Here is a 23,459-nt window from a genome sequence, read left to right as displayed (position 1 = left end):
GCGTCACGTATCAGGATTCTCGTCAAGGTGGCGGGCAATCGCTTCGGGGGTTCGCAGGGTGAACAGATCGCGGATCGTGATCACAGGACCGTACTCCCTGCGGAGCAGCCCGATCAGCCGGACCGCCAGCATGGAGTGCCCGCCCAGGGACACGAAGTCGCTCACCGCCCGCACCTCGTCGTCGTCCAGGTCCAGTGCCTCGGCGAAGAACGCGCAGACCGCGGTCTCGGTCTCCGTCCGCGGGCCGCGCTCTCCCGCCGCGGTCAGCGTGCCGAGCGGTCTGGCCTCCGGCAGGGCCCTGGTGTCGGCCTTCCCGTTCACGGTCAGCGGGATGCGGTCGACCTGGGCGAAGTGCGTCGGGCGCAGGAAGTCCGGCAGCGCCGCGCCCACGTCGTCGGCGACCCGCGCCAGTTCGGCGCCGCCGTCCAGGACGAGATAGGCGGCCAGCCGGTACGCGCCGTCGACCCGCGGGTCGGGCTGGGCGACCGCGGCGACGAAACGCACCGCCGGGTGGGCCGCGAACACGGCCTCGACCTCGCCCAGTTCCACCCGGTGCCCGCGGATCTTGACCTGCTGGTCGGTACGGCCCAGATACATCAGGTTTCCGTCGGGCCGGCGGACCACCAGGTCCCCGGTGCGGTACATCCGCTCGCCGGGCGCGCCGAAGGGGCACGCGACGAAGCGGTGCGCGGTCTGGGCGCTCTGCCCGAGATAGCCGCGCGCGATGCCGACGCCCGACACATACAGCTCCCCGGGGACCGCGTCGGGCACGGGCCGCAGCCATGGATCCAGTACGTACACCTCGGTGTTGTCGATCGGTACGCCCACCACCGGGTCCGGGCATTCGAAGGTGCCGACGCCGAGGGTGTTGATGGTGTACTCGGTGGGCCCGTAGAGGTTGTAGCCCGCCGTGCCCTCCGTCTCCGCGAGCCGCCGCCACAGGGCGGAGGCGACCGCCTCGCCGCCGAGCAGCACCAGCGCGGGCCGCCGGGCCGGGTCGTCGAGCAGGCCCTCGGCGACCAACTGCTGGGCGTAGGTCGGGGTGACGTTGATGACGTCGATGCCGTGGCCGAGGCAGTAGGCGACCAGCCGCGGGGAGTCGCGGCGCAGTTCCTCGTCGCAGATGTGGACCTCGTGGCCGTCGGCGAGCCACAGCAGCTCCTCCCACGACATGTCGAACGCGAAGGACACGGTGTGCGCGACACGGAAGACCCGGTGGCCGTGCTCGGCGAGGACCGGTTCGAAGATCCGCCGCTGGTGGTTGACCAGCATGTTGGTCAGTCCCGCGTACTCGGTCACCACGCCCTTGGGCCGGCCGGTGGAGCCGGAGGTGTAGATCGTGTACGCGGGGTGCCGCAGCCGGTCCGGGTCGTCCGGCGCGAACGTCCGGTACGGAGCGGCGTCGGGCAACGGACGGTCCAGCTCGATCAGTTCACCACTGAGCCGGGGCGAGACGGCGCTGACCGTGAGGATCACCTCGGGCCGCGCGTCGGCGACGATCGCCGCGATCCGCTCGTCCGGGTGGTCCAGCTCCAGCGGCACATAGGCGGCGCCCACGCGCAGCACGGCGAAGAGCGCCACGATCGAGTCGAGGGAGCGCGGGATCGCCAGCCCGACCGTCGTCCCGGGGCCGATGCCGCGGCGGGCGAGGACCCCCGCCACCGTACGGCTGCGGTCCCGGAGCCGGGCGAAGGTCATGGCCGAGCCCCGGTCGACCAGCGCGACCCGCCCCGGAGCACGGTCCGCCGCCCGGTCGAAGCGGTCGACGACGGTGTCGGTGCCGATCCCAGTGCGCGCGGCGGGCCCGGGCACCCGTACCGGCCCGGGCAGCGCGCCCACCGGCCCCGTCGACCGGGCCATGTCCTCCAGCACGCGCAGATAGTCGTCGAGGAGACGGCGGGCGCCTGCGGGATCGTCGTCGCGGTGCTCCAGCTTGACCGTGAGCCGGTCGCCGGGGGTGACGACCCAGGTGTACGGGTAGTGCGTGGAGTCGTCGGCCCGTACGGAGGTGATGCCGTGCCGGGCGTTCATCCCGGCGAACGCGTCCCTGTCCAGGAAGTTCTGGAGCACGAACAGGTTGTCGAAGAGGGTGTCGTGCCCACTGGCCCGCTGGATCTCGCCTAGTCCCAGGTGCTCGTGCTCCATCGCCTCGACCCGGGCCGCCTGTACGGCCGTCAGATACGCGCCGACGGTGTCGCCGGGCCGGGCTCTCGTCCACTGGGGCACCGTGTTGAGCAGCACCCCGACGATACCGGCGTGCCCCTCGCCCTCCCGGCCCGAGACGGTCACCCCGAACACCGCGTCGGCGCGGCCCGTCCGGGCTCCGAGGAAGAGGCCGAAGGCGCCGGTCAGTACGGTGTTGAGGGTGACGCCGTGTGCTTTGGCCGTCTCCCGCAGCAGCTGGGACAGTCCGGCGGACAGGGGCTGTACGAGCGCGCGCGGCAGGTCGTCCGAGAGGGACGGCGCCGGTCCGGCCAGCAGGGTCGGCCCCGGCAGTCCGGCCAGGTGCTCCGCCCAGAAGCGGACCGGCACCGAGGCGTCCTTCGCGGCGAGCGTCCGGGCGTACTCCTCGAAGCCGGGGACCGCCGGGGAGGTGTCCAGCGGCAGGCCCTCGACCACGGCCCGGTAGCCGTCGAAGAGGTCCCGCAGCACGATCTCGCGCGACCAGCCGTCCCAGAGCAGCAGGTGGTAGCTGAGCAGCAGGCCGTCCCCGCCGCCGGGCAGCCGCAGCACGGTCAGTCTGATCAACGGCGGCTCCCCCGGGTCGAATCCCGACGCGCGGTCCCGGACGCGCAGGGCCTCGGCCTCGGCGTCCGTCGCCGGACGGACCGTACGGACCTCGACCGGCCGGCCCGCGCCGAGGGTCTGGACCGGGTTCCCCTCGTCGTCGGTGGTGAAGCCGGCGCCCACGGCCGGATGGCGCCGGATCACATACGCCATCGCCTCGGCCAGCGCCTCGGTGTCCAGGCGCCGGTCGAAGGTGAAGTAGCTCTGCGCGACGTACTGTCCGGCCGCGTCCGCCATCTGGGCCTGGAAGAACAGGCCCCGCTGGAGCGGGGTGAGGGGTGCGGTGCGCCGGGCCGTCGTGGCGGCGTCCGCGAGGTGTTCCAGCGCGCGGCGCCAGTGTGCGGTGATCTCGTCGGGTACGCCCTCGGCGAGGGTGAAGACGGCGTGCAGGCTCCCGGTGGTGTCGTCGGTCCACGCGTTGACCTCGACGGCGTACGGGCCGGGCCGGCCGTCGCCGGTGAGGCGCGGTGCCCGGGACTCGGCGCCCCGGCCGAGATAGTGGAACAGCACCTGGGGGCGGGCGGTGTTCAGTGACGGGGCCGTCTGGGGGTCGAGGTACCGGAGCCGGCCGTAGTCGAGGTGCGCGCGCTCGTCCGGCCGGCGTTCGGCGACCTCGCGCGCCGCCGCGACGGGGTCGGTGTGCGCCGTGAGCCGGACCGGCGCTATCGCGGTGAACCAGCCGACGGTGCGGGTGTAGTCGTGGTGTTCCAGGGCGGGGACCCGGCCGTGCCGCTCCAGGTCGACCGCGAGATCGGTGGGCGTGGGCTGAATGCGGGTCAGCGCGGCGCGCAGCGCGCCGCACAGCAGCTCGGTGAGTTCCACGCCGAGCGTGGCGGGCGCGCCGAGCGTCACCCGGTCGCTCACGTCGGGGGCGAGGACGACGGTGATCTCGCGCGGGTCCCGGACCACGGGCAGCAGTACGGGTGCCTGGAGCGTGGTGAGCCAGTGGCCGAGTCCGCCGATCGCCCGGGCGGTGCCCGCCGTGAGTGCCTCGGCGTACTCGGCGTAGGAGGTGGTCGGCGGGGGCAGGGCCGCCCCGCTCAGGGCGGTGGCCAGGTCGTCGAGGAGGATCAGCCAGGACACCGCGTCCACGGCGAGGTGGTGCGCGGTCACCACCAGGGTGCGGCTCGACTCCAGCCAGGAGAACGCGATGACGTCCCCGGATTCGGGATCGAGCCGTCCGGCGGCCTCGTTCCCGGCGGCCGTCACGTCACCTGTGGCCGTCACGTCACCGGCGGCCGTCCGGACGACGGTGACCTCGCGGGCCGGTTCGGTACGCAGGCTCCACACGCCGTGCTCGACGCGCAGCCGCAGCCGGAGGACCGGGTGCGCGGCGACGACGGCGTTCGCGGCCCGCCGGACCTCGGCGAAGCCGGTTCCCTCCGCCACCACCATCGATCTGGCCTGGGCGAACCGGGCGAGCGAACCGCCCAGTTCGCGCTGTCGCAGGATGATCGGGGTCGCCGGCAGCGGGCCGTCCTCGCGGCGGGCCGGTACGGACACCTCCGCGCGCGGGGTGTCCGTACCCAGGTGGGCGGCGAGCGCGCGCGGTGTTCTGCGCAGGAAGACGTCCCGGGGGGTGATCCGCAGGCCGGCCGCCCTGGCCCGGTTGATCACGGCGATCGCGACGATGCTGTCGCCCCCGGCGCCGAAGAAGTCGGTGTCGGCGTCCACGGCGGCGCCGGGCAGCGTACGGGCGAAGATGCCGACCAGCGTGGTCAGCGCGGCATCGCTCGCGGCCACCGGAGGCCCGTCCGGGACTGCGCGCTCGTCCTCGGCGGCACGTTCCTCCAGGGCCTCGCGGTCCAGCTTGCCGTTGACCGTCAGCGGCAGGGCGTCGACCGGCAGTACCCGGCCCGGCACCAGGTGCGCGGGCAGCTTGGCGGCCAGCAGCGCGGGGAGGCCGTCGGGCACCCGGCCCACGATGTGCGCGACGAGATGGTCGCCACCGGCGGCGACCGTGACCGCCGTGTCGACGACGCCGTCGAGTTCCCTGACTGCGGACTCCACTTCGCCCAGCTCGACGCGGAACCCCTTCAGCTGGACCTGGTCGTCGGCCCGGCCGGTGAACTCCAGCTCGCCGTCGAGCGTACGGCGGGCGAGGTCGCCCGTGTGGTACATCCGGGAGCCGTCGGCCGCGAACGGGTCCGCCACGAACCGGCCCGCCGTGAGCCCCGGCCGGCCCAGATATCCGTACGACACCTGGGCGCCGGCGACATAGACGGCGCCCACCCGGCCCGGCGGCACCGGCCGCAGCCGGTCGTCCAGCAGATGGGTGACCAGTCCGGGCAGGGGACCGCCGATCGGGCTGGTGCGTACGGCGGGAGCGGCGCCGTCCGCCCGGGCGGGACGCCGTCGGTCCGCCTCGGTGTCGCCGGGGCCGAAGTCCGCGTCGGTGAGCACCCGGTGGGTGACATGGACGGTGGTCTCCGTGATGCCGTACATGTTGACCAGCACGGGCGAGGCGGTGCCGTGGCGCTCGACCCAGCCCCGCAGCCGCGCGGGATCCAGCGCCTCGCCGCCGAAGATGATCCGGCGCAGCGCCGTAACCGGTTCGCCGGCGTGCCGGTCGGCCTCGATGAACCGGTGGAACGCCGACGGGGTCTGGTTGAGCACGGTCACCGCGCGCTCGCGGACCAGCCGGTGGAAGTCGACCGGGGAGCGGGTCAGTCCGTACTCCGGCACCAGCAGCTCGGCTCCGTGCGCCAGCGCTCCCCACAGCTCCCAGACCGCGAAGTCGAAGGAGAAGGAGTGGAACTGGACCCAGACGTCGTGCGGGCCGAAGCCCATGGCGGAGCGGGTGCTGGCGAGGAGGGCCACCACGGCGGAGTGCGGGACGACCACCCCCTTGGGCCGGCCGGTCGAGCCGGAGGTGTGGATCACATACGCGGGGTCGTGCCGGCCGGCCCGGGGTCCGGTGTCCCGCCGGGGCAGCTCGTCGCCCCGTACGAGCACCCGGGCCGCCACCCCCGACCGGGCCACCAGCCGGGTGAAGCGGTCCCGCTGTGCGGGGTCCACAAGTACGGCCCGGGGGGCGGCGTCGGCGAGGAGGTACTCCAGCCGCTCGTCCGGGTAGGCCGGGTCCAGCGGTACGTACGCGCCGCCCGCGGAGACCACCGCGACCAGGGCGACGACCTGTTCGAGGGAGGGCGGGACGGCGACGGCGGCCCTGTCGCCCGGCCCGACACCGGCGGCGCGCAGGACCGCGGCCAACTCGTCCTTCGCGCAGGCCAGTTCACCGTAGGTCAGGGAGCGGGTGCCGCCGTCGAGGGCGCACTGGGTGACGGCGGTGGCCGCCGGGTCACGGTCCGCGGCGGCGTCGAACAGCTCGCCCAGGGTCGCCGGGGAGGTCTCCGCCGGACGCCGGCCGGTGTCCTCGGTGGCCGTCAGCTCGCCGACCGGGGTGTCCGGCCGGGTGAGCAGGCCGGTGAGGGTCCGGGTGAAGGTGCGCAGGATCCTCCGCGCGCCCTCCGGGCGGAGCAGCTCCGCGTCGTAAATCAGGTCGAAGCGCGGGCGGCCGTCGGGCGCGCGCGCCACGACCAGGGTCAACGGGTAGTGCGGGGCGCCCTCGTTGGCGATGCCGGTGATGACCAGTGTGTCATCGGGACCGCGCAGCGTGTCCAGGTCGGTCGCGACGTCGAACACCACCAGGGTGTCGAAGAGGGGGCCGGAGACACCGGCCAGGCGGCCGGTCCTCGCCAGGGAGACATGCTGGTGCGCCAGCACCCTGCTGTGGTGTTCCCGCGCCGCGCCGAGCAGTTCGCGTGCCGTGGTGCCGGCGTCCCAACGGACCCGTACGGGGATCGTGTTGATGAAGAGGCCGACCATGTCCTCGATGCCGGGGATCGCCATGTCGCGCCCGGAGACCGTGGAGCCGAACACGATGTCCCCGCCGGGCAGGAGGCCGCCCAGGGTCAGGGCCCACGCGCTGTGCACGGCCACGCTCAGGGGCACACCGGCCGACCGGGCGGCCACGTCAACGCCGGGGGCGCCACTGGTCCCGGTGTCGGTGTCGGTGTCGGCGGCGATGTCGGTGTCGGTGTCGGCGGTGGTGTCGGCGGTGGTGTCGGCGAACCGTTCGGAGGGAGTGTGTCCTTCCGCGACCAGCGAGGGTCCGGGCAGGCCCGCGAGTTCCTCGCGCCACACCCGGTCGCTCTCGTCGTGGTCGTGTGCGGCGAGCCGGAGCGCGTGGGCGCGGTGGTCGCCGCGCGGGCGCACGGAGCCGGGCGCGTGGTACTCGGCCATCAGTGTGCGGAGCATCGGCGGCACCGACCAGCCATCGGCGATGATGTGGTGCACGGTCTGCACCAGCACGGTACGGCGGGCGCCGGCGCGGATGAGGGTGTACCGCATCAGCGGCCCGGTGGCCGGGTCGAAGCCCGCGCGGCGGTCCCGCTCGGCGTGCTCGCGGATCTCGTCGTCGGTGAGGGAGGGGCGGTCCAGCGCGGTGAAGGGCGCCCGTACACCCTTTTCGAGTACGGCGACGACGCGGCCGTCGGCGAGCGCCGTGAACCGGGCGGCCAGGTGGGGGTGGACCGTGAGCAGCCGGGTGGCCGCCGCCGCGAGCCGGCCGGTGTCCACCTCGCCGTCCAGCGTGAGCAGTTGCTGCTCGACATAGCTGCCGGTCGTGTGGTCGTCGTAGACCGCGTGGAAGTACAGGCCCTCCTGGAGGGGGGTCAGCGGCAGGATGTCCCGCAGCGCCGGCCCGTCCAGCTCGTCCACATCGGCCTGGGTGAGCGGCACCAGGGGGAAGTCGCTGGGCGAGTGGCCGCCGTCCCGGAGCGTGGCCAGACCGGTCAGAGCCGTCCGGAAGTACCGGCCGAGGGTGGCGATGTCCTCGTCGGTGAACATCCCTTCGGGCCAGGAAAGGGTGGTGACCAGTTCGTACGCGCCGCTCGCGGCCGGTTCGGCGATCGCGTTGAACTCCAGGGCGCGCGGCAGGCGCATCATCGGATCGCGCCGCTCCCCCAGCTGTCCGGTGGTGCCCGCGAGCCGCCAGTCCTCCGAGGCCCCCGCCTCGAAGCGGCCCAGGTAGTTGAAGAGCACCTGGGGCGCGGGGGCGGCCGGTGCGGTGTCCGTCAGATACCGTACGGCGCCGTGGGCGACGCCGTTGCCCGGCGCTCCGGCGAGGTCCTCCTTGACCGCCTTGAGAGCGGACGCCAGATACGCGGGCGCGGTGAGGTCGGCCGCCGTGCCGGGGTCCACGGTCACCGGGAACAGCGTGGTGAACCAGCCCACCGTCCGCGACAGGTCCGGTTCAAAGCCCGCTGCGTCCGCGACGAAACGTCCTTCGCGGCCGTGTCCCTCCAGCTCGATATGGGCGAACGTCTGTGCTTGCCCACGGTCGCGGCGCCGGCGGGCGAGGGCGACGGCGAGCGCGGTCAGCAGTACGTCGTTGACGCCGGTGTGGAACTTCGCGGGAATCTCGTTCAGCAGGGCGGCGGTGTCCCCGGCGCCGAGGGTGACGGTCCGCCGCCGCTCCCGGGCGACGGTGTCGGACGCGGCCGGCGCCCGGCTGCCCAGCGGCGCGTCCGCGCCGGGCAGCGGGCGCTGGAGGCCGGCCGGGTCCAGGGCGCAGGCCGTCTGCTCCAGCAGCTGAGTCCAGCGCCTGAACGACGTTCCCACGGGGGCGAGTTCGACCGGCGCGCCCGCGGCGGCCTGTCGCCAGGCCGTGGCCAGGTCGTCCATCAGGATCCGCCAGGACACCCCGTCGATCACGACATGGTGGGCGACCAGGACCAGCCGCCGTGCCGCCCGCTGCCACACCGCGCGCAGCATCACACCATTGTCCGGGTCGAGCCCGTGGGTGGCGAGGGCGACGCAGTCGTCGAGCGGCAGGTCGCTCTCCCGCCACTCCACGGCGCTGCCCTCGGCCGGGGGGATGTCGAAGCTCCAGCGGTCGCCGCGCACCAGCCGGGCGCGGAGCATGTCGTGGTGGGCGACCAGCGCGGCGAGCATCGCGTCGAGGGCGCCGGGGGTCAGCTCCGCCGGTGTGTTCAGTACCACCGACTGTACGAAGCCGTCGATCGCGTCCGTGGTGCGGCCGAGCCACTGCACGATGGGCGAGCCCACGACAGGACCGGTCGCGACATCGTCGTGGTCGACGGCGGAGAGGTTCTCGCGGCTCGCCACCGCGGCGAGTTCGCCGAGGACGCTGTGGGTGAAGATCTGTCCCGCGGTGACATGGAGGCCCGCGTCCCGTAACGCGCTCAGCAGGGAGATCGCCAGGATGCTGTCGCCGCCGAGCCGGAAGAAGTCCTGGTCGGCGCAGGTCCGTTCCAGTCGCAGCAGGGTCGCGACGGCCGCGCACACCACGCGTTCGTTGTCGGTGGCGGGCGCCCGGCCGAGGTCCGTGGGGATCACGGGCTCGGGCAGGGCGCCCCGGTCGAGCTTGCCGTTCGCGGTGAGCGGGAACTCCCTCATCACGACGAGGTGGGCGGGCACCATGTAGTCGACCATGTGCCGTACGGCCCACTCCCCGACCTCGTCCGCGGTCAGATCCTCGTGGCCGGCGGCCGGGATCACATAGCCGACCAGGTAGGTGCCGCCCGCGGTGTTCTTCTTCGGGACGACGCAGGTGTGCCGTACTCCGGGGTGCTCGGCGAGGCCGGCCTCGACCTCCTCGATCTCCAGCCGCATACCGCGGATCTTGATCTGGTTGTCGGCGCGGCCGAGGAAGTCCAGCGATCCGTCCGGGGCGTACCGCGCCAGATCACCGGTGCGGTACAGCCGGGAGCCGTCCGAGGCGAACGGGTTGGCCACGAACCGGGACGCCGTCAGGCCGGGCGCGTTCACGTAGCCGCGTCCCAGGAGGAATCCTCCCGCGTACAGTTCGCCGCCGACGCCGACCGGGACCGGGCGCAGTTCACCGTCCAGTACGTAGAGCTGGGTGTTGGGGTTGGCCCGGCCGATCGATGTCGACAGGCGTTCGGCGGCGCCCCGGTAGATGACGTGGGAGACGCCGATGGTCGTCTCGGCGGGGCCGTAGCCGTGGTAGAGGGGGATGCCGAGCCGGGCGCGGAACCGCTCGTACAGCTCGGGGGTGAGTACCTCGCCGCCGCACCAGACATGCCGCAGGCTGTCCAGCCGTCCGGTGTCGCCGACGATCTCCAGCAGTACGTCCAGCATGGACGACACCAGATAGGTGAAGGTGACGCGCTGTTCGGCGATCACCCGGAGCAGGTGGTGCGGGTCGCGTTCGCCGCCGGGCCGCAGGATCACCAGTCTGCCGCCGGACACCAGGGGCAGGAAGATCTCGTTGATGGAGATGTCGAAGGACAGCGGTGCCTTGAAGAGCGACGCGTCGTCGTGGCCGAAGCCCAGGATCTCCCGGGACTGCCACAGCAGCCGCTCGCTGATCGCCTCGTGGCGGATCATGGCGCCCTTGGGGCGTCCGGTGGATCCGGAGGTGAAGATGACGTACGCGAGGGCCGCGCCGGGGACGGCCGCCCCGGGGTCCTCGGCGGGGTGGGCGCCGAACCGCCAGTCGTCGAGGTCGACGGCCACCGCGTCCGGTTCCCCCGGTCCGTGCTCGCCGGAGCCGCCCAGCTGAAGCACGACGCGGGCGTCCTCGATGACAACGGCCCGGCGCGCGGCGGGCCACCGCGGATCGAGCGGTACGAACGCGCCCCTCGCCCGGAGCACGGCGAGGAGCGCCACGACCATCTCGGCGGAGCGGCCCAGCGAGATACCGACGATCTGTTCGGAGGTCAGGCCGCGTTGGATCAGATGATGGGCCAACTGGCCCGAGAGTTCATCAGTCTGACGGTACGTCAGTGACCGGTGTTCGTCGACGACGGCGATCGCGTCCGGCCGGGCGCGCGCCTGCTCGCGGAACATCTCCATGAGGGTCGGGCGGTTCCGGTCGGCCCGGGTGTCGTTCCACGCGGCCAGGGCCGCCCCGCGTGCCGCCGCGCCGGAGGGGCCGACGGTGCCGAGGGGCCGGTCCGGGAAGTCGGCCAGGTCGTCCAGCGCGAGCTGCGCGTCGGCCTGCGAGACACCGTCGGGGACGGTGATGCTCCGGCCGTCGGCGCCGACCGCCCAGTCCTCGTGCCCGCGACCGCCGTGGTCGGCCCACCCGAGGACATCGGCGAACAGCACACCGGGGGTGAGGTCCATGCCGTCCGGTCCGCGGCCCGTCGCCCAGTAGGCCAGCGCGATGGCACACGCCTCGGCGACGGTCCGCTCGCCGTAGTCCCCGGTGCGCCGGCGGATCGCGGCCAGGTGCGTGGTGGAGAGCAGTACGCGCGGAGCGTTCGGTTCCCTCATCGAAGACAGCGAAGACATCGAAGACTCAGCGTCCTTCCACGGTAGGCGGGTCGTCCCGGATGGCTCAGATGTGCCGGTCGGTCTCACTTCCCTGGCGCCAGGCGCGCCACAGCCGCGCGTACCGGCCGCCCAGCGCCACCAGCTCCTCGTGTGTTCCTTCCTCCGCGACGCGTCCCGCGTCCAGTACGGCGATCCGGTCCGCCGCCATCGCCTGGGTGAGCCGGTGCGCCACGAACAGAGTGGTGCGGCCCGCGCACGCGGCCCGTACCGCCCGTTCCAGTTCGGCGGCGCCCTCGCTGCCCGCCTCCGCGGTCGACTCGTCGAGCACCACGACCGGCGAGCGGGTCAGCACCAGCCGGGCCAGGGCGATCTGGGTGACTTTGGTGACGTCCAGGCGTTCGCCGCCCTCGCCGACCGTGGTGTGCAGCCCGTCGGGCAGCAGTTCGGCCCATCCGTCGGCGCCGACGGTGCGCAGCGCGTCCCGCAGCCGGGCGTCGTCCGCCTCGGGGGCGGCGAGCCGCAGGTCGTCGGAGAGCCGGCCCGAGAACACATGGGTCTCCTGGGTCAGGATGCTGACCAGGGCCCGGGCCTCGGCCTCGTCCAGGGCGGCGAGGTCGTACGGCCCGATGTGCACCGATCCGGCCCCGGGGGTCCCGATGCCGGCGATCAGCGCGGCCAGCGTCGACTTGCCCGCGCCGGTCGCTCCCACCAGGGCGAGCGAACCGCCGGCCGGGATGGACAGGTTCACGTCCCACAGCACCGGTTCCCCGTCTCCGGGGTAGCTGAAGGTCAGCTCCTTCACGGTGACGGGGTACGGCGCCCTGTCCGGCGGGGTGACGGCCGCGTCGCCCACCAGCCGGTCCTCGGAGGGTTCTTTCAGTACGCCGACGAGGCGGGTGAGGCTCGCCCCCGATTTCTGTGCCTCGTCGAAGGTGAACATGATGGCGCCGAGCGGGGTGAAGAGCCGGTGGAACATGAGCGGGGCGGCCGACACCTCGCCCAGGGTGGCGGCGCCGGCCTCCAGCAGGGCGTAGCCCACCACGAGGATCAGGACCAGCCCGATGAACTCGGCGCGGTTCTCCCGGCCGACGAACCGGCCGAAGAACCGGAAGACCTCGACGCCGAGTTCGCGCACCCGCCACGACTCACGGGTGACCTTCTCGCGGACGGTGCTCTCCAGGCCGTAGGCCCGTACGGTGTCGATGCCGTTCAGTCCGCTGATCAGCGCCTGCGCGCGGTCGGCCTGGGCCATCCGCTGCTTCCGGTAGAGCGGTGCGGAGCGGGGCAGATACCAGCGCAGGGCGAAGACGTACGCGGGCAGTGCCCCGGCGCCGGCCAGGCCGAGGCGCCAGTCCAGTCCGAACATGCCGGCCGTGGCGATGACGACCAGCACGCCCGCCGAGAAGACGGTGGGGACGGCCGTCCGGATGCCCTTGGAGAGCACGGCCACATCGTCGCCGACGCGGGAGAGGACATCGCCCCGGCCGACCTGCTCGACGCGGGCGCTCGGCATCCCGAGCACCGCGCGGACGGCGCTCTCCCGCAGTGTCGCGAGCAGATCCGCCCCGAGCCGTCCGATCAGGTACGTGGACAGCGCGGTGGCCGCCGCGCCGAGCAGCGCGGCGGCCACCATCACCGCCCCGACCGGGACCAGCACCGCACTCGATTCGCCCTCGGCCACCCCGTCGACCACCCGGCCCAGCAGCAGTACGGGGAGCACCTGGAGCGCCGCCCCGGCCACGGTGGTGAGCACGGTGAAGGCCGTCAGCCACGGGGCGCGCCGGCAGTGTGCGCCGACCCACCCGGTGGCCTCGCGGGCCGTCGCCGTGCTGAGGGTCGCCGACGGGGCACGGGTGCCGGTGGCACTCACCCGCGGACCGGATCCCGCCGGGCGCGGCGGAGTTCGTCGTCCGCCATTACTCGGTGACCGACTTGACCAGCTCGTCGATCGCGTACGGCATGGACAGCAGGGTGCCCTGGGAGATGGCCGCGCCGACCGCCGGGCCCTCGCTGTCCAGCAGGTAGGTCACCTTGCCCTTCTTGGCGACGGACAGGTTGCTGAACAGCTTGAACTTCTTCAGCGCTTCCGTGTCCGCCTTGTCGTTGATCACGAAGACACGGTCGACGTCGACCAGGTCGACGCGCTCGGGCGACAGCACGGTGAAGAACTTGCCGTCCGCGATCTCGTCGATCTTCGTCGCGCCCTTGTAGCCGATGCCCGCGAGCAGCCGTCCGCGGACGTCGGTGGTGGTGAACGGGGCGATCGAGTCCTTGTACCAGGAGAGCGCGACGGCCGTCTGGTCCGCCAGTTCGGGGTGCGCTTCGCGCGCCGCGTCGAGCTTGTCCTGGATGCCCTGCACCAGCGCGGTCCCCTCCTTCTCCTTGCCGAGCGCCTTGGCGATGTGCACCGCGTTGTCCTGCCACGGGGCGCTGAAGAGTTCCTTCTCGCCCTTGGTGCGGCCGACCGTAGGAGCGATCTTGGACAGCTTGTCGTAGGCGGCCTGGTCGATCTCGGAGTAGACCGCGATGATCAGATCCGGCCGGAGGGCCGCGATCTTCTCGTAGTTGGGGCCCGCGTCGCCGTTGCTCATGACGACCTCGGGGCGGGTGTCGCCCCACTTGTCCTTCACCCAGGGCCACTGGGTGTTGATGTCGGGGGTCGTGCCCACCGGATTCGGGTACTGGTCGACCATGCCGACCGGCTTGATGCCGAAGGCCAGGACGGCCTGGTCGTCCGTGTAGCCCACGGAGACGACCCGCTCGGGAGTCTTGGTGATCTTCGTGGACCCGAACGCGTGGTCCACGGTGACCGGGAAGACTCCCCCGGTGGAGGCGGAGGGCGCGGCGGTGTCGCTCTTCTCGTCCGTCGAGTCGGAGCCGCAGCCCGCGAGAAGACCGACCCCGAGGGCGGCGGCGGACAGCAATGCCGCCAGCCGCCGACCGGGCCTCACGCGCGTCGTCCCTTGGAGAAACATCCCGAACCCCCTGCTTTCACACTGTCCATTGCGCCCCGGTACGGGGCAGAGAAACTTTATCTCCTGCAAGTGAGGACAGCCTAGCCTTACTTACGTATTTTCCGTCCGGTACCCCCGTCGTCTACGGAGCGCTCCGGACATGCGCACGGCCGATCGGCACGATGAGCGGCCGGTCACTGACCGGGTCGTCGATCACCTGGGCACGCAGCCCGAACGCCTCGTACAGCGACTCGGCGGTGATCACCTCACGCGGGTGCCCCTGCGCCAGGATCGATCCGTCCCGCATCACGATGAGGTGGTCGCTGTAGCGCGTGGCCAGATTGAGATCGTGCAGCACCATGACGACGGTGCGCCCCGACTCGCGCAGCCCGTCCACCAGGTCGAGTACGTCGATCGCGTGCGCCAGGTCCAGATAGGTGGTCGGCTCGTCCAGCAGCAGCAGATCGGTGCCCTGGGCCAGGGTCATCGAGATCCAGACCCGCTGGCGCTGTCCGCCGGAGAGGGAGTCGACCGGCCGGCCGGCCAGCTCGGACACCCCGGTCATGGCGAGCGCGCGCTGGACGACACCGGCGTCGTCCGAGGACCACTGCCGGAGCCAGCTCTGGTGTGGATGGCGTCCCCGGGCGACCAGATCGGCCACCGTCAGCCCTTCCGGCGCGACCGGCGCCTGGGGCAGCAGGCCGAGTTTCTTGGCGACGTCCCTGGTCTTCAGCCCGGCGATGTCCTCGCCGTCCAGCACCACCGTCCCGTCGGCCGGCCGGAGCAGCCGCGTCAGGGTGCGCAGGAGGGTCGACTTGCCACAGCCGTTGGGGCCGATGATCGTGGTGATCATCCCGGTCGGTATCGCCACGTCGAGATCGTCGATGACGGTCCGGGCACCGTACCCGACCGTGATGCCCCTGGCTTCGAGCCGGGGGCCGTCCGTGGCCGCGGACGTGGTCCCGGTGATGAACTGTGCGGTCACAAGCACCCCTTGTCATAGGTACGCCACTCCTTCTTACCCCTGCCGGACCCGCTCCTGCCGGGCCCGCCCCCGCCGGATCTACCCCTGGCGGAGGTTCGCCCGTACCAGCAGATAGACCAGGAACGGGCCGCCGATCGCCGCCGTGACCACGCCGACCGGAAGGGTGACCGGCAGCGCCGTACGCGCGATCAGGTCGGCGCCGATCAGCAGCAGGGATCCCACCAGGCCCGAGGCCACCAACGGCGGTGTGGGGTACCGCGTCAGACGCATCGCCGCCTGGGGCGCCACCAGCGCGACGAACGGCACCGGGCCCGCCGCGCTCACCGCCACGGCCGCCAGCAGGACGGCGCTGAGCAGCAGGACCGCCCGTACGACCGAGTACCGGACGCCCAGGCCGGCGGCGACGTCGTCGCCGAGGTGCATCGGCTTGAACTGGAACGAGGCGCCGGTCACCACGGCGATGAGGACGAGCGCGCACCAGAAGGCCACCCCGACCTCGTCCCACGACCGGCCGTCCAGCGAACCGACCAGCCACGCCTGCGCCCTGGCCACATCCTTGATGTCGGCGGAGACCAGCAGCCAGGTGGTGACGGCCTGCGTCACGGCGCTCACCGAGATACCGATGAGGATGAGCCGGAAGCCGTCGACGCCACGCCGCCAGGCCAGGAAGTACACCAGCAGCCCCGTACCGAGACCGCCCACCAGCGCCGCCGCGGACAGGCCCACCGAGCCGACGACCGCCGCGGCGGCCCCGCCCGACACGGTCACCAGGAACACCGCGACCATGCCGGCCCCGCCGGTGATCCCCAGAATGTCCGGGCTGGCGAGCGGATTGCGTACGACGGACTGGGTGATCGCCCCCGACATCCCCAGCGCGATGCCCACGACGAGACCCGCCAGGGCGCGCGGCATCCGCAGATCCATGACCACGAACGCGTCGACCTGTTCGCCCCCGCCGAGGATCGTGGCGATCACCCGGGACAGGCCGATGGAGAAGTCCCCGACGCTGATGGAGAGCGCGAACACCAGGAAGTTGGCCGCCACCAGCAGGAGTGTGACCAGCACGAGCCAGGGCCGCCAGACGAACGACATCCGGCCGAACCGGACGCCGGGCGCCACCGATATGTTCATGTCCGTGCTGTTCATCCGCTCCCGCGCCCCGTTCACCCGCTGCTGCGCCCCGCTCCCGTACACCCGCTCCGGTGTCCTGGTCACGCGCTCCTGAACTTTCCCCGCCACACCAGAACCGCGAAGAACGGAGCGCCCAGGAGCGCCACCACGATGCCCGCGTCCAGCTCGCCCGGCCGCACCACCAGGCGCCCCACGATGTCGCAGACCAGCAGGACGACGGCGCCGAGCAGACCGGCGTACGGCACCAGCCAGCGGTAGTCGGGACCGGTCAGATAGCGGGCGACATGGGCCACCATCAGCCCGAGAAACGCGATGGGCCCGCACGCCGCGGTGGCCGCGCCCGCCAGCAGGGTGATCGCGACGACACCGATGGTCCGGCTCAGTGCGACGTTCACGCCCAGCCCCCGCGCCATGTCGTCGCCCAGGTTGAGCAGGTTGAGGGCCGGCAGGGTGATCAGTGTCAGGACGAGTCCGGTCGCGATGAACGCGGTCACCGGCCAGATGACATCGAATCCCACCCCGGCCACGGAACCGGAGTTCCAGAACCGCAGCGCGTTCAGCGACTTCTGGTCGGTCAGGGAGACCGCCGTGGTCATCGCCGCGAGGAACACCGTGATGCCCTGTCCGGCCAGGGCCAGTGTCAGCGGGTTGCCCGCCCCCCGGCCGATGCTCGCGAGACCGAAGACGACGACCCCGGCGACGGCCGCCCCCACGAAGGCGAACCAGACGTACTGGAACGGGTCGGTGAAGCCGAACACGGCGATCACCAGCACCACGGCGAACGAGGCTCCGGAGTTCACCCCCAACAGCCCCGTGTCGGCTATCGGGTTGCGGGTGTACCCCTGGATCAGCGCGCCGCCGACGCCCAGGGCGATGCCCGCGACGATCGCGAGCACCGTCCGGGGCACCCGTACGGTCCACATGATCAGTCTGATCCCGGTGAGCCGCTGGTCCGGGTCCGGGGCCGCGAACAGCCCGTGCCAGACCTCGGCCGGACTCAGCGCGCCGGCGCCCACGGCCAAGGACACCGCGGCGGCGATCACGAGGACCACCACCAGCGCGCCCAGTCCCACCACCCGCTTGCGGCGGGCCCCCGTCACACCCCGCGGCACGGGGCGCTCCACTGCAGTCGTGCACATGTCGACGTACGTTACCCTCTGTGATCCACCGCGCGGACACGCGGCCGTTCGGTCTCGTCGCGCGCCAGGACGGTGTGTACCGCCCGGTCCTCGGAGGCGGTTGACTTGGCCCTCCGCTCCAGCAGCGAGTCCAGGATCTCACCGACCCGGATCGCCGTGTTGGACAGCAGCGACGTGGTGATGCCGTGCGTGTGTTCCGTACCGCCCTGTAAGTAGATTCCACAGCGCAGCGCGGGGTCCGTGGTGACCCGGTAGTCGCGCTCGACACGGACGCGGCCCCCGTCGTCGCGCGGGCAGCGCCCGGCGACCTCGCCGAGGAGGCCGAGGGGGTCGGCGGGGCGGTAGCCGGTGGCGAACACCACGACATCGGCCTCCAGGGGGGTTTCCTCCCCCGTGACGAGGGACTTCACGGTGGCGCGCACACCGCCGGGCGTCTCCTCGACATCGGTGACCCGGGACACGTTGAGGAACCGCAGCCGTTCGGTGCCGAGCACCTTCTCCTGGTACATCCGCCGGTACAGGTCGTCGATCAGATCGATGTCCACCACGGAGTAGTTGGTGTTGCCGTGGTAGGCCATCAGCCGGGCCTTGACGCTCTCGGGCGCGGCGAAGTAGTCGTCGACGGCCCCGGGGTCGAAGATCCGGTTGGCGAAGCCGCTGTCGTCGGCGGGGCTGTAGCCGTAGCGGGAGAAGACCGCGCAGACCTCGGCCCGGGGGAAGCGGCGGTGGAGATGGGCGACGTTCTCGGCGGCGCTCTGTCCGGCGCCCACGACGATGAACCGCGCGGGCGAGGTGCCGTCCAGCTCCCCGATCCTCCGCAGCAGGTCCGAGGTGTGCCAGACGCGGGCGCCGCGCTCCACACCGTCCGGCATGAGGGGGCGCAGCCCGGTCCCGATGACCAGGTTGCGGGCCCGGTGCACGGTGAGGCCCGCCCCGGAGCGGACGGTCACGTCCAGGTACTCCACGGTGCCGCCGTCGGTGACGGGCACGACGGAGACGACCTCGTGGCCGTAGGAGACCATGTCGTCGACCTTGGCCGCGGCCCACTCGAAGTAGTCGTGGAACTCCACCCGCAGCGGGAAGAGGTTCTTGTGGTTGATGAAGTCGATCAGCCGGTCCTTGCTCCGCAGATAGCAGAGGAAGCTGAACTCGCTGGCCGGGTTCCGGAGCGTCACCAGGTCCTTGAGGAAGGACACCTGCATGGTGGCGTCGTCGATCAGCATGCCGCGGTGCCAGCCGAAGTCCGGCTGCTGTTCGAAGAAGTGCGCGGTGACCGGCTCCTGCCCGCCGGTGTGTGCCGCGTGTTCACTGAGCGCGATCGCCATGGCCACATTGGACGGGCCGAAGCCGATGCCGATGAGGTCGTGGACCGGTGGTGCGTCATCGCGAAGAACCTGTGCCATGTCACTCCCCTTGTACGGGAAAGCCGCCTGCCCGGCGTGGAGGAAAGTACGGAAAGGCGGACACACCGACGAATCAGCCCAGTCGAACTTAGGCGAGGCTAAGCTAATCGCGCAATAGCGTCAGCGGGGTCATCCGGCGACCGTGATCGTCAACTGGTTCCGGAAACAGCCCCGTTGTGCGGTAAGGCCAGCCTTGCTTTACTTGCCGCCGGTCTATCCCCGCCCCGAGGAGGAACCCCATGCGCGTGGTCATGTTCGGTTACCAGACCTGGGGGCACCGGACCCTGAAAGCCCTCCTGGACTCCGAGCACGAGGTGGTGCTGGTCGTGACGCACCCCCGGAGCGAGCACGCGTACGAGAAGATCTGGAGCGACTCCGTCGCCGATCTCGCCGAGGAGCACGGCATCCCCGTACTGATCCGCAACCGTCCCGACGACGACGAGCTGTTCGAACGCCTCAAGGAGGCCGGCCCGGACATCATCGTCGCCAACAACTGGCGGACGTGGCTGCCGCCGCGGATCTTCGGCCTTCCCCGCCACGGCACCCTGAACGTGCACGACTCGCTGCTGCCGAAGTACGCCGGCTTCTCGCCGCTGATCTGGGCGCTGATCAACGGCGAGAGCGAGGTCGGCGTCACCGCGCACATGATGAACGACGAACTCGACGCCGGTGACATCGTCCGGCAGGAGGCGGTCCCGGTCGGCCCGGCGGACACCGCCACCGACCTCTTCCACAAGACGGTCGGTCTCATCGCCCCGGTCACCGTCGGCGCGCTCGCCCTCATCGCCGCCGGGCAGACGGAGTTCACCCCGCAGGACCGCTCCCGGGCGAGCTTCTTCCACAAGCGGTCCGCCGAGGACATCCGCATCGACTGGAACTGGCCGGCCGAGGACCTCGCACGCCTGGTCCGCGCCCAGTCGGAGCCGTACCCCAGCGCCTTCACCTTCCACAGGGGCAAGCGGCTCGAAGTGCTCGCCGCGGTCGTGTCGCAAAGCCGCTACGGCGGTACGCCCGGCCGGATCTTCTACCGCGAGGGCGACGGTGTGGTGATCGTCGCCGGAGCCGACGCCCGCACCGGCCGCAACCACGGCCTGGCCCTCACCCGGGTACGGACCGAGGACGGCCGGGAGCTGCCCGCGGCGGAGTACTTCACCTCGATGGGCGGATATCTGACCGACCGCCGGTGACCCCCGGCGCGCGGGGAGCGCCGCGCGCTCCGGCCGGTGTCTACCAGCCGGCCGGGCGCAGATGCGGCAGGGGCATCCGGCTCCGGACACCCAGCCGGGTGAAGATCTCCGCCGCTGCGCGGTGATGCCCCTCGGCCGCCGGCGGATCGACGGCGGTCAGCGCCCGCGCCAGTTCGTGGTGTGCGTGCGCCTCCTCGTGCAAGTGGCCTCCCCGCGCGGCGAGTTCGAGCGCGCGGCCGTACTCCTCGACCGCCGCGCCCGGCTGTCCGGACGCGGCCAGTGTCCGGCCGAGTTCGATACGGGCGTACGCCTGGAGCCGGTCGTCGCCCGCCAGCATCCGCAGGGCCGACCGCTGCGTCGCCGCCGCGTCGTCGGGGTGTCCCTGGGCCAGCCGGGCCATGCCCAGGAGCACCAGCACCTCGCCCTCGCCGGTCCGGTCACCGATCCGCCGCCGGACGTCGCGGGCCCGTTCGAGATGGCCGCGGGCCTCCTCGTGGCCGCCGAGGGCGAGGAGGCAGCGGGCGAGGGCGGTCAGGACGTGGTCGTCGGGGCTGATCTGGTTGCCCAGCTCCCCGCAGCCGGCGTGCGCCGCCCGCAGATACGCGAGGGCGGACTCGTCCTCGCCGCGCACACCCCGTACGACACCGCGTGTCCAGTAGGTGATGATCTTCGCGTCGAGCCCCAGCGGGGACAGCGAGCCGAGCTTCCCGAGTGCGGCGAACGCCCGCTCCGCGTGCTCCTCCGCCGCCGTGTGGGCGCCGTGCGACAGGTGCACCAGGCCGAGCAGCGCGAGGACATGGGCGCGCGACTCGGGGTCGTCGTACAGCGTCGCCGCGGCTGCCAGATGGTCCCGCGCGAGCCGGCTGCGCCCGGCCGACCAGTGCGCCAGCGCGAGCAGGGTGCTCAGCAGCGCCTCACCGCCGTCGGCCGCCTCCCGGGCCGCCGACAGCCCCTGTTCGAGCGATGCGACCGAGTCGCTCGCCGGGTCGCGGGCCAGTGACCGCCACAGCATCACGGCCAGCCGCCACGCGTACTCGTCGCGTCCCTGGGAGGCCGCGTAGCGCGTCGCGGCGAGGACGTTGGCCTTCTCGGCCGCCAGCCACCGCCGCGTACGGTGCGTCCCGGCGTCCGCGGCGCGGCCGGCGCCGCCCAGGACGGCGCACTCCGTCACGGCCGTCAGGTAGTGGCCGAGCATCCGCTCGACCGTCGCTCCGTCCCCGGACAGACCGCGGGCGTAGTGCCGCAGCAGATCGTGCTGGCGGTAGCGGCCGGGCACGGGCTCCTCCGCGAGATGCGCGTCCACCAGCCTTTGCAGGGCGTCATCGGCGTCCCTCACCGGCAGGCCCGCCATCACCGCGACCACGGCGACGTCCGCGTCCGCGCCCGGGTGCTGCCCCAGCGCCTGGAAGACCCGCTGGTCGCCCGGCGGCAGCTGCCCGTACGACATCCTGAACGCCAGCGCCACCCCCCGGCCGGCGAACGACAGCTCCGGCAGCAGCCGTTGCGCCTCGGAGAGCCGCGCCGCCAGATATCCGACGGGCCACGCGGTGCGGTGCGCCAGCCGGGCGCCGGACAGCCGGAGCGCCAGGGGCAGGCCCGCGCACAGCCGTACGATCCGTGACACCGCCTCCGGTTCGGCGGCCGCCCTGTCGATGCCCACGATGCCCGCGAGGAGGGCCGTGGCGGCCTCCTCGGCCAGTACCGCCAGGGAGAGCGGCCGGCCCGCGTCGAGGCCGAGGAGTCTGGCCCTGCTCGTCACGATCGTCAGCCCGGGACCGGCCGGCAGCAACGGCGCCACCTGCGCCTCGTCGGCGGCGTTGTCGAGGACCACCAGAAGCCGCAGGCCCGCGGTCTCCGCCCGCCAGCGCGCCTCCGCGCCCGTGGCCGCCGCGATCCCCAGCTGGCCCAGCAGGACTTCCAGGGCCTGCGCCGGAGCCAGCGGCGGCTTGCCCTCGCTGTGACCCTGGAGGTCCACGAACAGCTGCCCGTCGGGAAACCGGCCGGCGAGCAGATGCCCGGCGTGCACGGTCAGGGAGGTCTTGCCCACACCGGCCATCCCGTCGACCGCGAGAACGGCCGCCCCCTCGTCCGCGCAGGCCGCCAGCCGGCCGATCTCCCGCTCCCGTCCGGTGAAGTCGGCCAGATCCCGGGGGAGATGATTGCCCGCGACCCTCGCCCTCTGCGTGGTCCCGGCCCCGGCCCCGCCCCCTGGGCCGGCCCCGGCGGCCGGTGCGCTCAGCTCCGTGTCGCCCCGGAGGATCGCCTCGTGCAGACGCCGCGCCTTCTCCCCCGGATCGATGCCGAGTTCCCCGGCGAGCAGGCCGCGCAGGCGCCGGTAGTGGGCGAGGGCGTCGGCCTGCCGGCCGCAGCGGTACAGGGCGAGCATGTACTGTGCGGCCAGCCGCTCGTCCAGCGGGCGGGCGGCCCCGCGTTCGGCGAGCAGGGACAGCAGCGCGGCGTGTTCGCCGAGTCTCAGCCGTACGTCGGCGCAGTCCAGTTCGGCGGCCCACCGTACGGAACGCAGCGTGTCGCGGGCGGCGTTGAACCAGGGGGTGTCGGCGCCGGGAAACGGCTCCCCCCGCCACAGGGCCAGCGCCTCCTGGAAGAGCGCCACCGCCGCCCGGTCGTCGGCCTGCCGGGCCGGACCGAGGAGCCGGTGGAAACGGTGCACATCGACCTTAGGCTCGTCGGCCGTGAGCACATAGCCCCCCGGCCCCCGGGCGATCGCCCCCGGCAGCAGACGGCGCAGCCGGGACACATAGCCGTACAGGGTCTCCCGCGCCCGCCGCGGCGGCCCGTCCCCCCACACCCGGTACACCAGCTGCTCCACCCGCACCGGCCGGTTGGCGTCCATCAGCAGCGCGGCCAGCACCGCCCGCTGCCGGGCCGGCCCGAGCACCACCGGACCGGCGTCCGACCACGCCTCCACCCCACCGAGCAACCGGAACTCCACACCCAGCCCCCTCCTCCACGGCCCCGCACCCGGACCCACCAGCGAAGTGCAGCTTCCCGCTAGGTTCCCGCACGGTCAGCACCGCATAGTCGGAGAGGGGAAGCATGAAATACAAGGGAGATGTGAGAGTTCGCTTTCCTGAGCGACCCGCGAGAAGCCCCCCAAGGACAGGCGGTGACCCCACGGGGGTGGGCCACCACCTGTCCTGGCGGATCACGGCGGATGACGGTCCCGCCGGGTGCCTACGCCTTCTGCGGCGCAGCCTGCTGGACCACGTCGAAGGACCACAGGGTGGATCCGCTCGCGGCCGGCTTGGGGCGTTCGCCGCCGGCCGCGTCTCCTCCAGCGCCCTGGTGGGCCGCCTTCATGGGGCCCTCCATCCACGCCTGGAAGGACTCCTCGTCCCGCCACCGGGTGTAGACGAGGTAGCTGTCGGTGCCTTCGACGGGACGGAGGAGTTCGAACCACTCGAACCCGTCGGAGTTTTCCACGGCGTGGGCACGGGAGGCGAAGCGCTTCTCCAGCGTCTCCCGCTGTTCGGAGGGGACGGTCAGCACATTGATCTTGACTACGCTCATGTCCCCATCCTGCCGCACGGCGGCCGGCGCACACGAAGCGGCTCTCCCCGGGCGGCCCTGTCGGGGCCCGCTCG

At 72.5% G+C, this 23,459-nt stretch carries 10 protein-coding genes; 1 reads left to right on the top strand and 9 read right to left on the bottom strand.

Features of this window, described 5'->3' with window-relative positions:
• Positions 1–3: 3 nt before the first annotated feature.
• The 7 genes from DVK44_RS33435 to DVK44_RS33405 all read right to left on the bottom strand — a co-directional run bounded on the left by DVK44_RS33435 (position 4) and on the right by DVK44_RS33405 (position 18,667).
• A complete protein-coding gene (locus DVK44_RS33435; protein WP_114664361.1) occupies positions 4–11,055 on the bottom strand; it encodes a non-ribosomal peptide synthetase in 11,052 nt (3,683 codons plus the stop codon).
• A 64-nt stretch (positions 11,056–11,119) separates the two neighbouring features.
• Entirely contained in the window at positions 11,120–12,925 is a 1,806-nt protein-coding gene (locus DVK44_RS33430) for an ABC transporter ATP-binding protein (protein ID WP_114664360.1), read from the bottom strand.
• 46 nt (positions 12,926–12,971) lie between these two features.
• Positions 12,972–14,030: an iron-siderophore ABC transporter substrate-binding protein gene (locus DVK44_RS33425; protein WP_114664359.1), complete on the bottom strand. Its 1,059-nt coding sequence runs from the start codon at positions 14,028–14,030 to the stop codon at positions 12,972–12,974.
• A gap of 121 nt (positions 14,031–14,151) precedes the next feature.
• Positions 14,152–14,994, bottom strand: coding sequence for an ABC transporter ATP-binding protein (locus DVK44_RS33420; protein WP_114664358.1), 843 nt, complete (start codon positions 14,992–14,994; stop codon positions 14,152–14,154).
• A gap of 78 nt (positions 14,995–15,072) precedes the next feature.
• The gene (locus tag DVK44_RS33415) at positions 15,073–16,140 is read right to left on the bottom strand and encodes a FecCD family ABC transporter permease (protein ID WP_114665605.1); all 1,068 of its coding nucleotides are present in this window, start codon (positions 16,138–16,140) and stop codon (positions 15,073–15,075) included.
• 65 nt (positions 16,141–16,205) lie between these two features.
• Positions 16,206–17,264, bottom strand: a complete 1,059-nt coding sequence (locus DVK44_RS33410) for a FecCD family ABC transporter permease (protein ID WP_114664357.1) — start codon at positions 17,262–17,264, stop codon at positions 16,206–16,208.
• Positions 17,265–17,275: 11 nt separating this feature from the next.
• The gene (locus DVK44_RS33405) at positions 17,276–18,667 is read right to left on the bottom strand and encodes a lysine N(6)-hydroxylase/L-ornithine N(5)-oxygenase family protein (RefSeq protein ID WP_114664356.1); all 1,392 of its coding nucleotides are present in this window, start codon (positions 18,665–18,667) and stop codon (positions 17,276–17,278) included.
• Positions 18,668–18,906: 239 nt separating this feature from the next.
• Between DVK44_RS33405 and DVK44_RS33400 the strand changes: the two genes are divergently transcribed.
• On the top strand, positions 18,907–19,854 hold the full coding sequence (locus DVK44_RS33400; protein WP_114664355.1) for a methionyl-tRNA formyltransferase: 948 nt from the start codon (positions 18,907–18,909) through the stop codon (positions 19,852–19,854).
• 40 nt (positions 19,855–19,894) lie between these two features.
• Here DVK44_RS33400 and DVK44_RS33395 read toward each other — a convergent pair whose 3' ends face one another.
• Both DVK44_RS33395 and DVK44_RS33390 read right to left on the bottom strand, forming a co-directional pair.
• The gene (locus DVK44_RS33395) at positions 19,895–22,807 is read right to left on the bottom strand and encodes an AfsR/SARP family transcriptional regulator (protein WP_114664354.1); all 2,913 of its coding nucleotides are present in this window, start codon (positions 22,805–22,807) and stop codon (positions 19,895–19,897) included.
• A 242-nt stretch (positions 22,808–23,049) separates the two neighbouring features.
• Positions 23,050–23,385 (bottom strand): antibiotic biosynthesis monooxygenase family protein, encoded by a 336-nt coding sequence (locus DVK44_RS33390; protein WP_114664353.1) that lies wholly within the window; start codon positions 23,383–23,385, stop codon positions 23,050–23,052.
• Positions 23,386–23,459: the final 74 nt, after the last annotated feature.

Origin of the sequence: Streptomyces paludis (genome assembly GCF_003344965.1) — a bacterium.
Taxonomy (GTDB): Bacteria; Actinomycetota; Actinomycetes; order Streptomycetales; family Streptomycetaceae; genus Streptomyces; species Streptomyces paludis.
The sequence above is the reverse complement of the archived record's forward strand: the minus strand, read 5'-3'. Positions and strand labels throughout refer to the sequence as shown.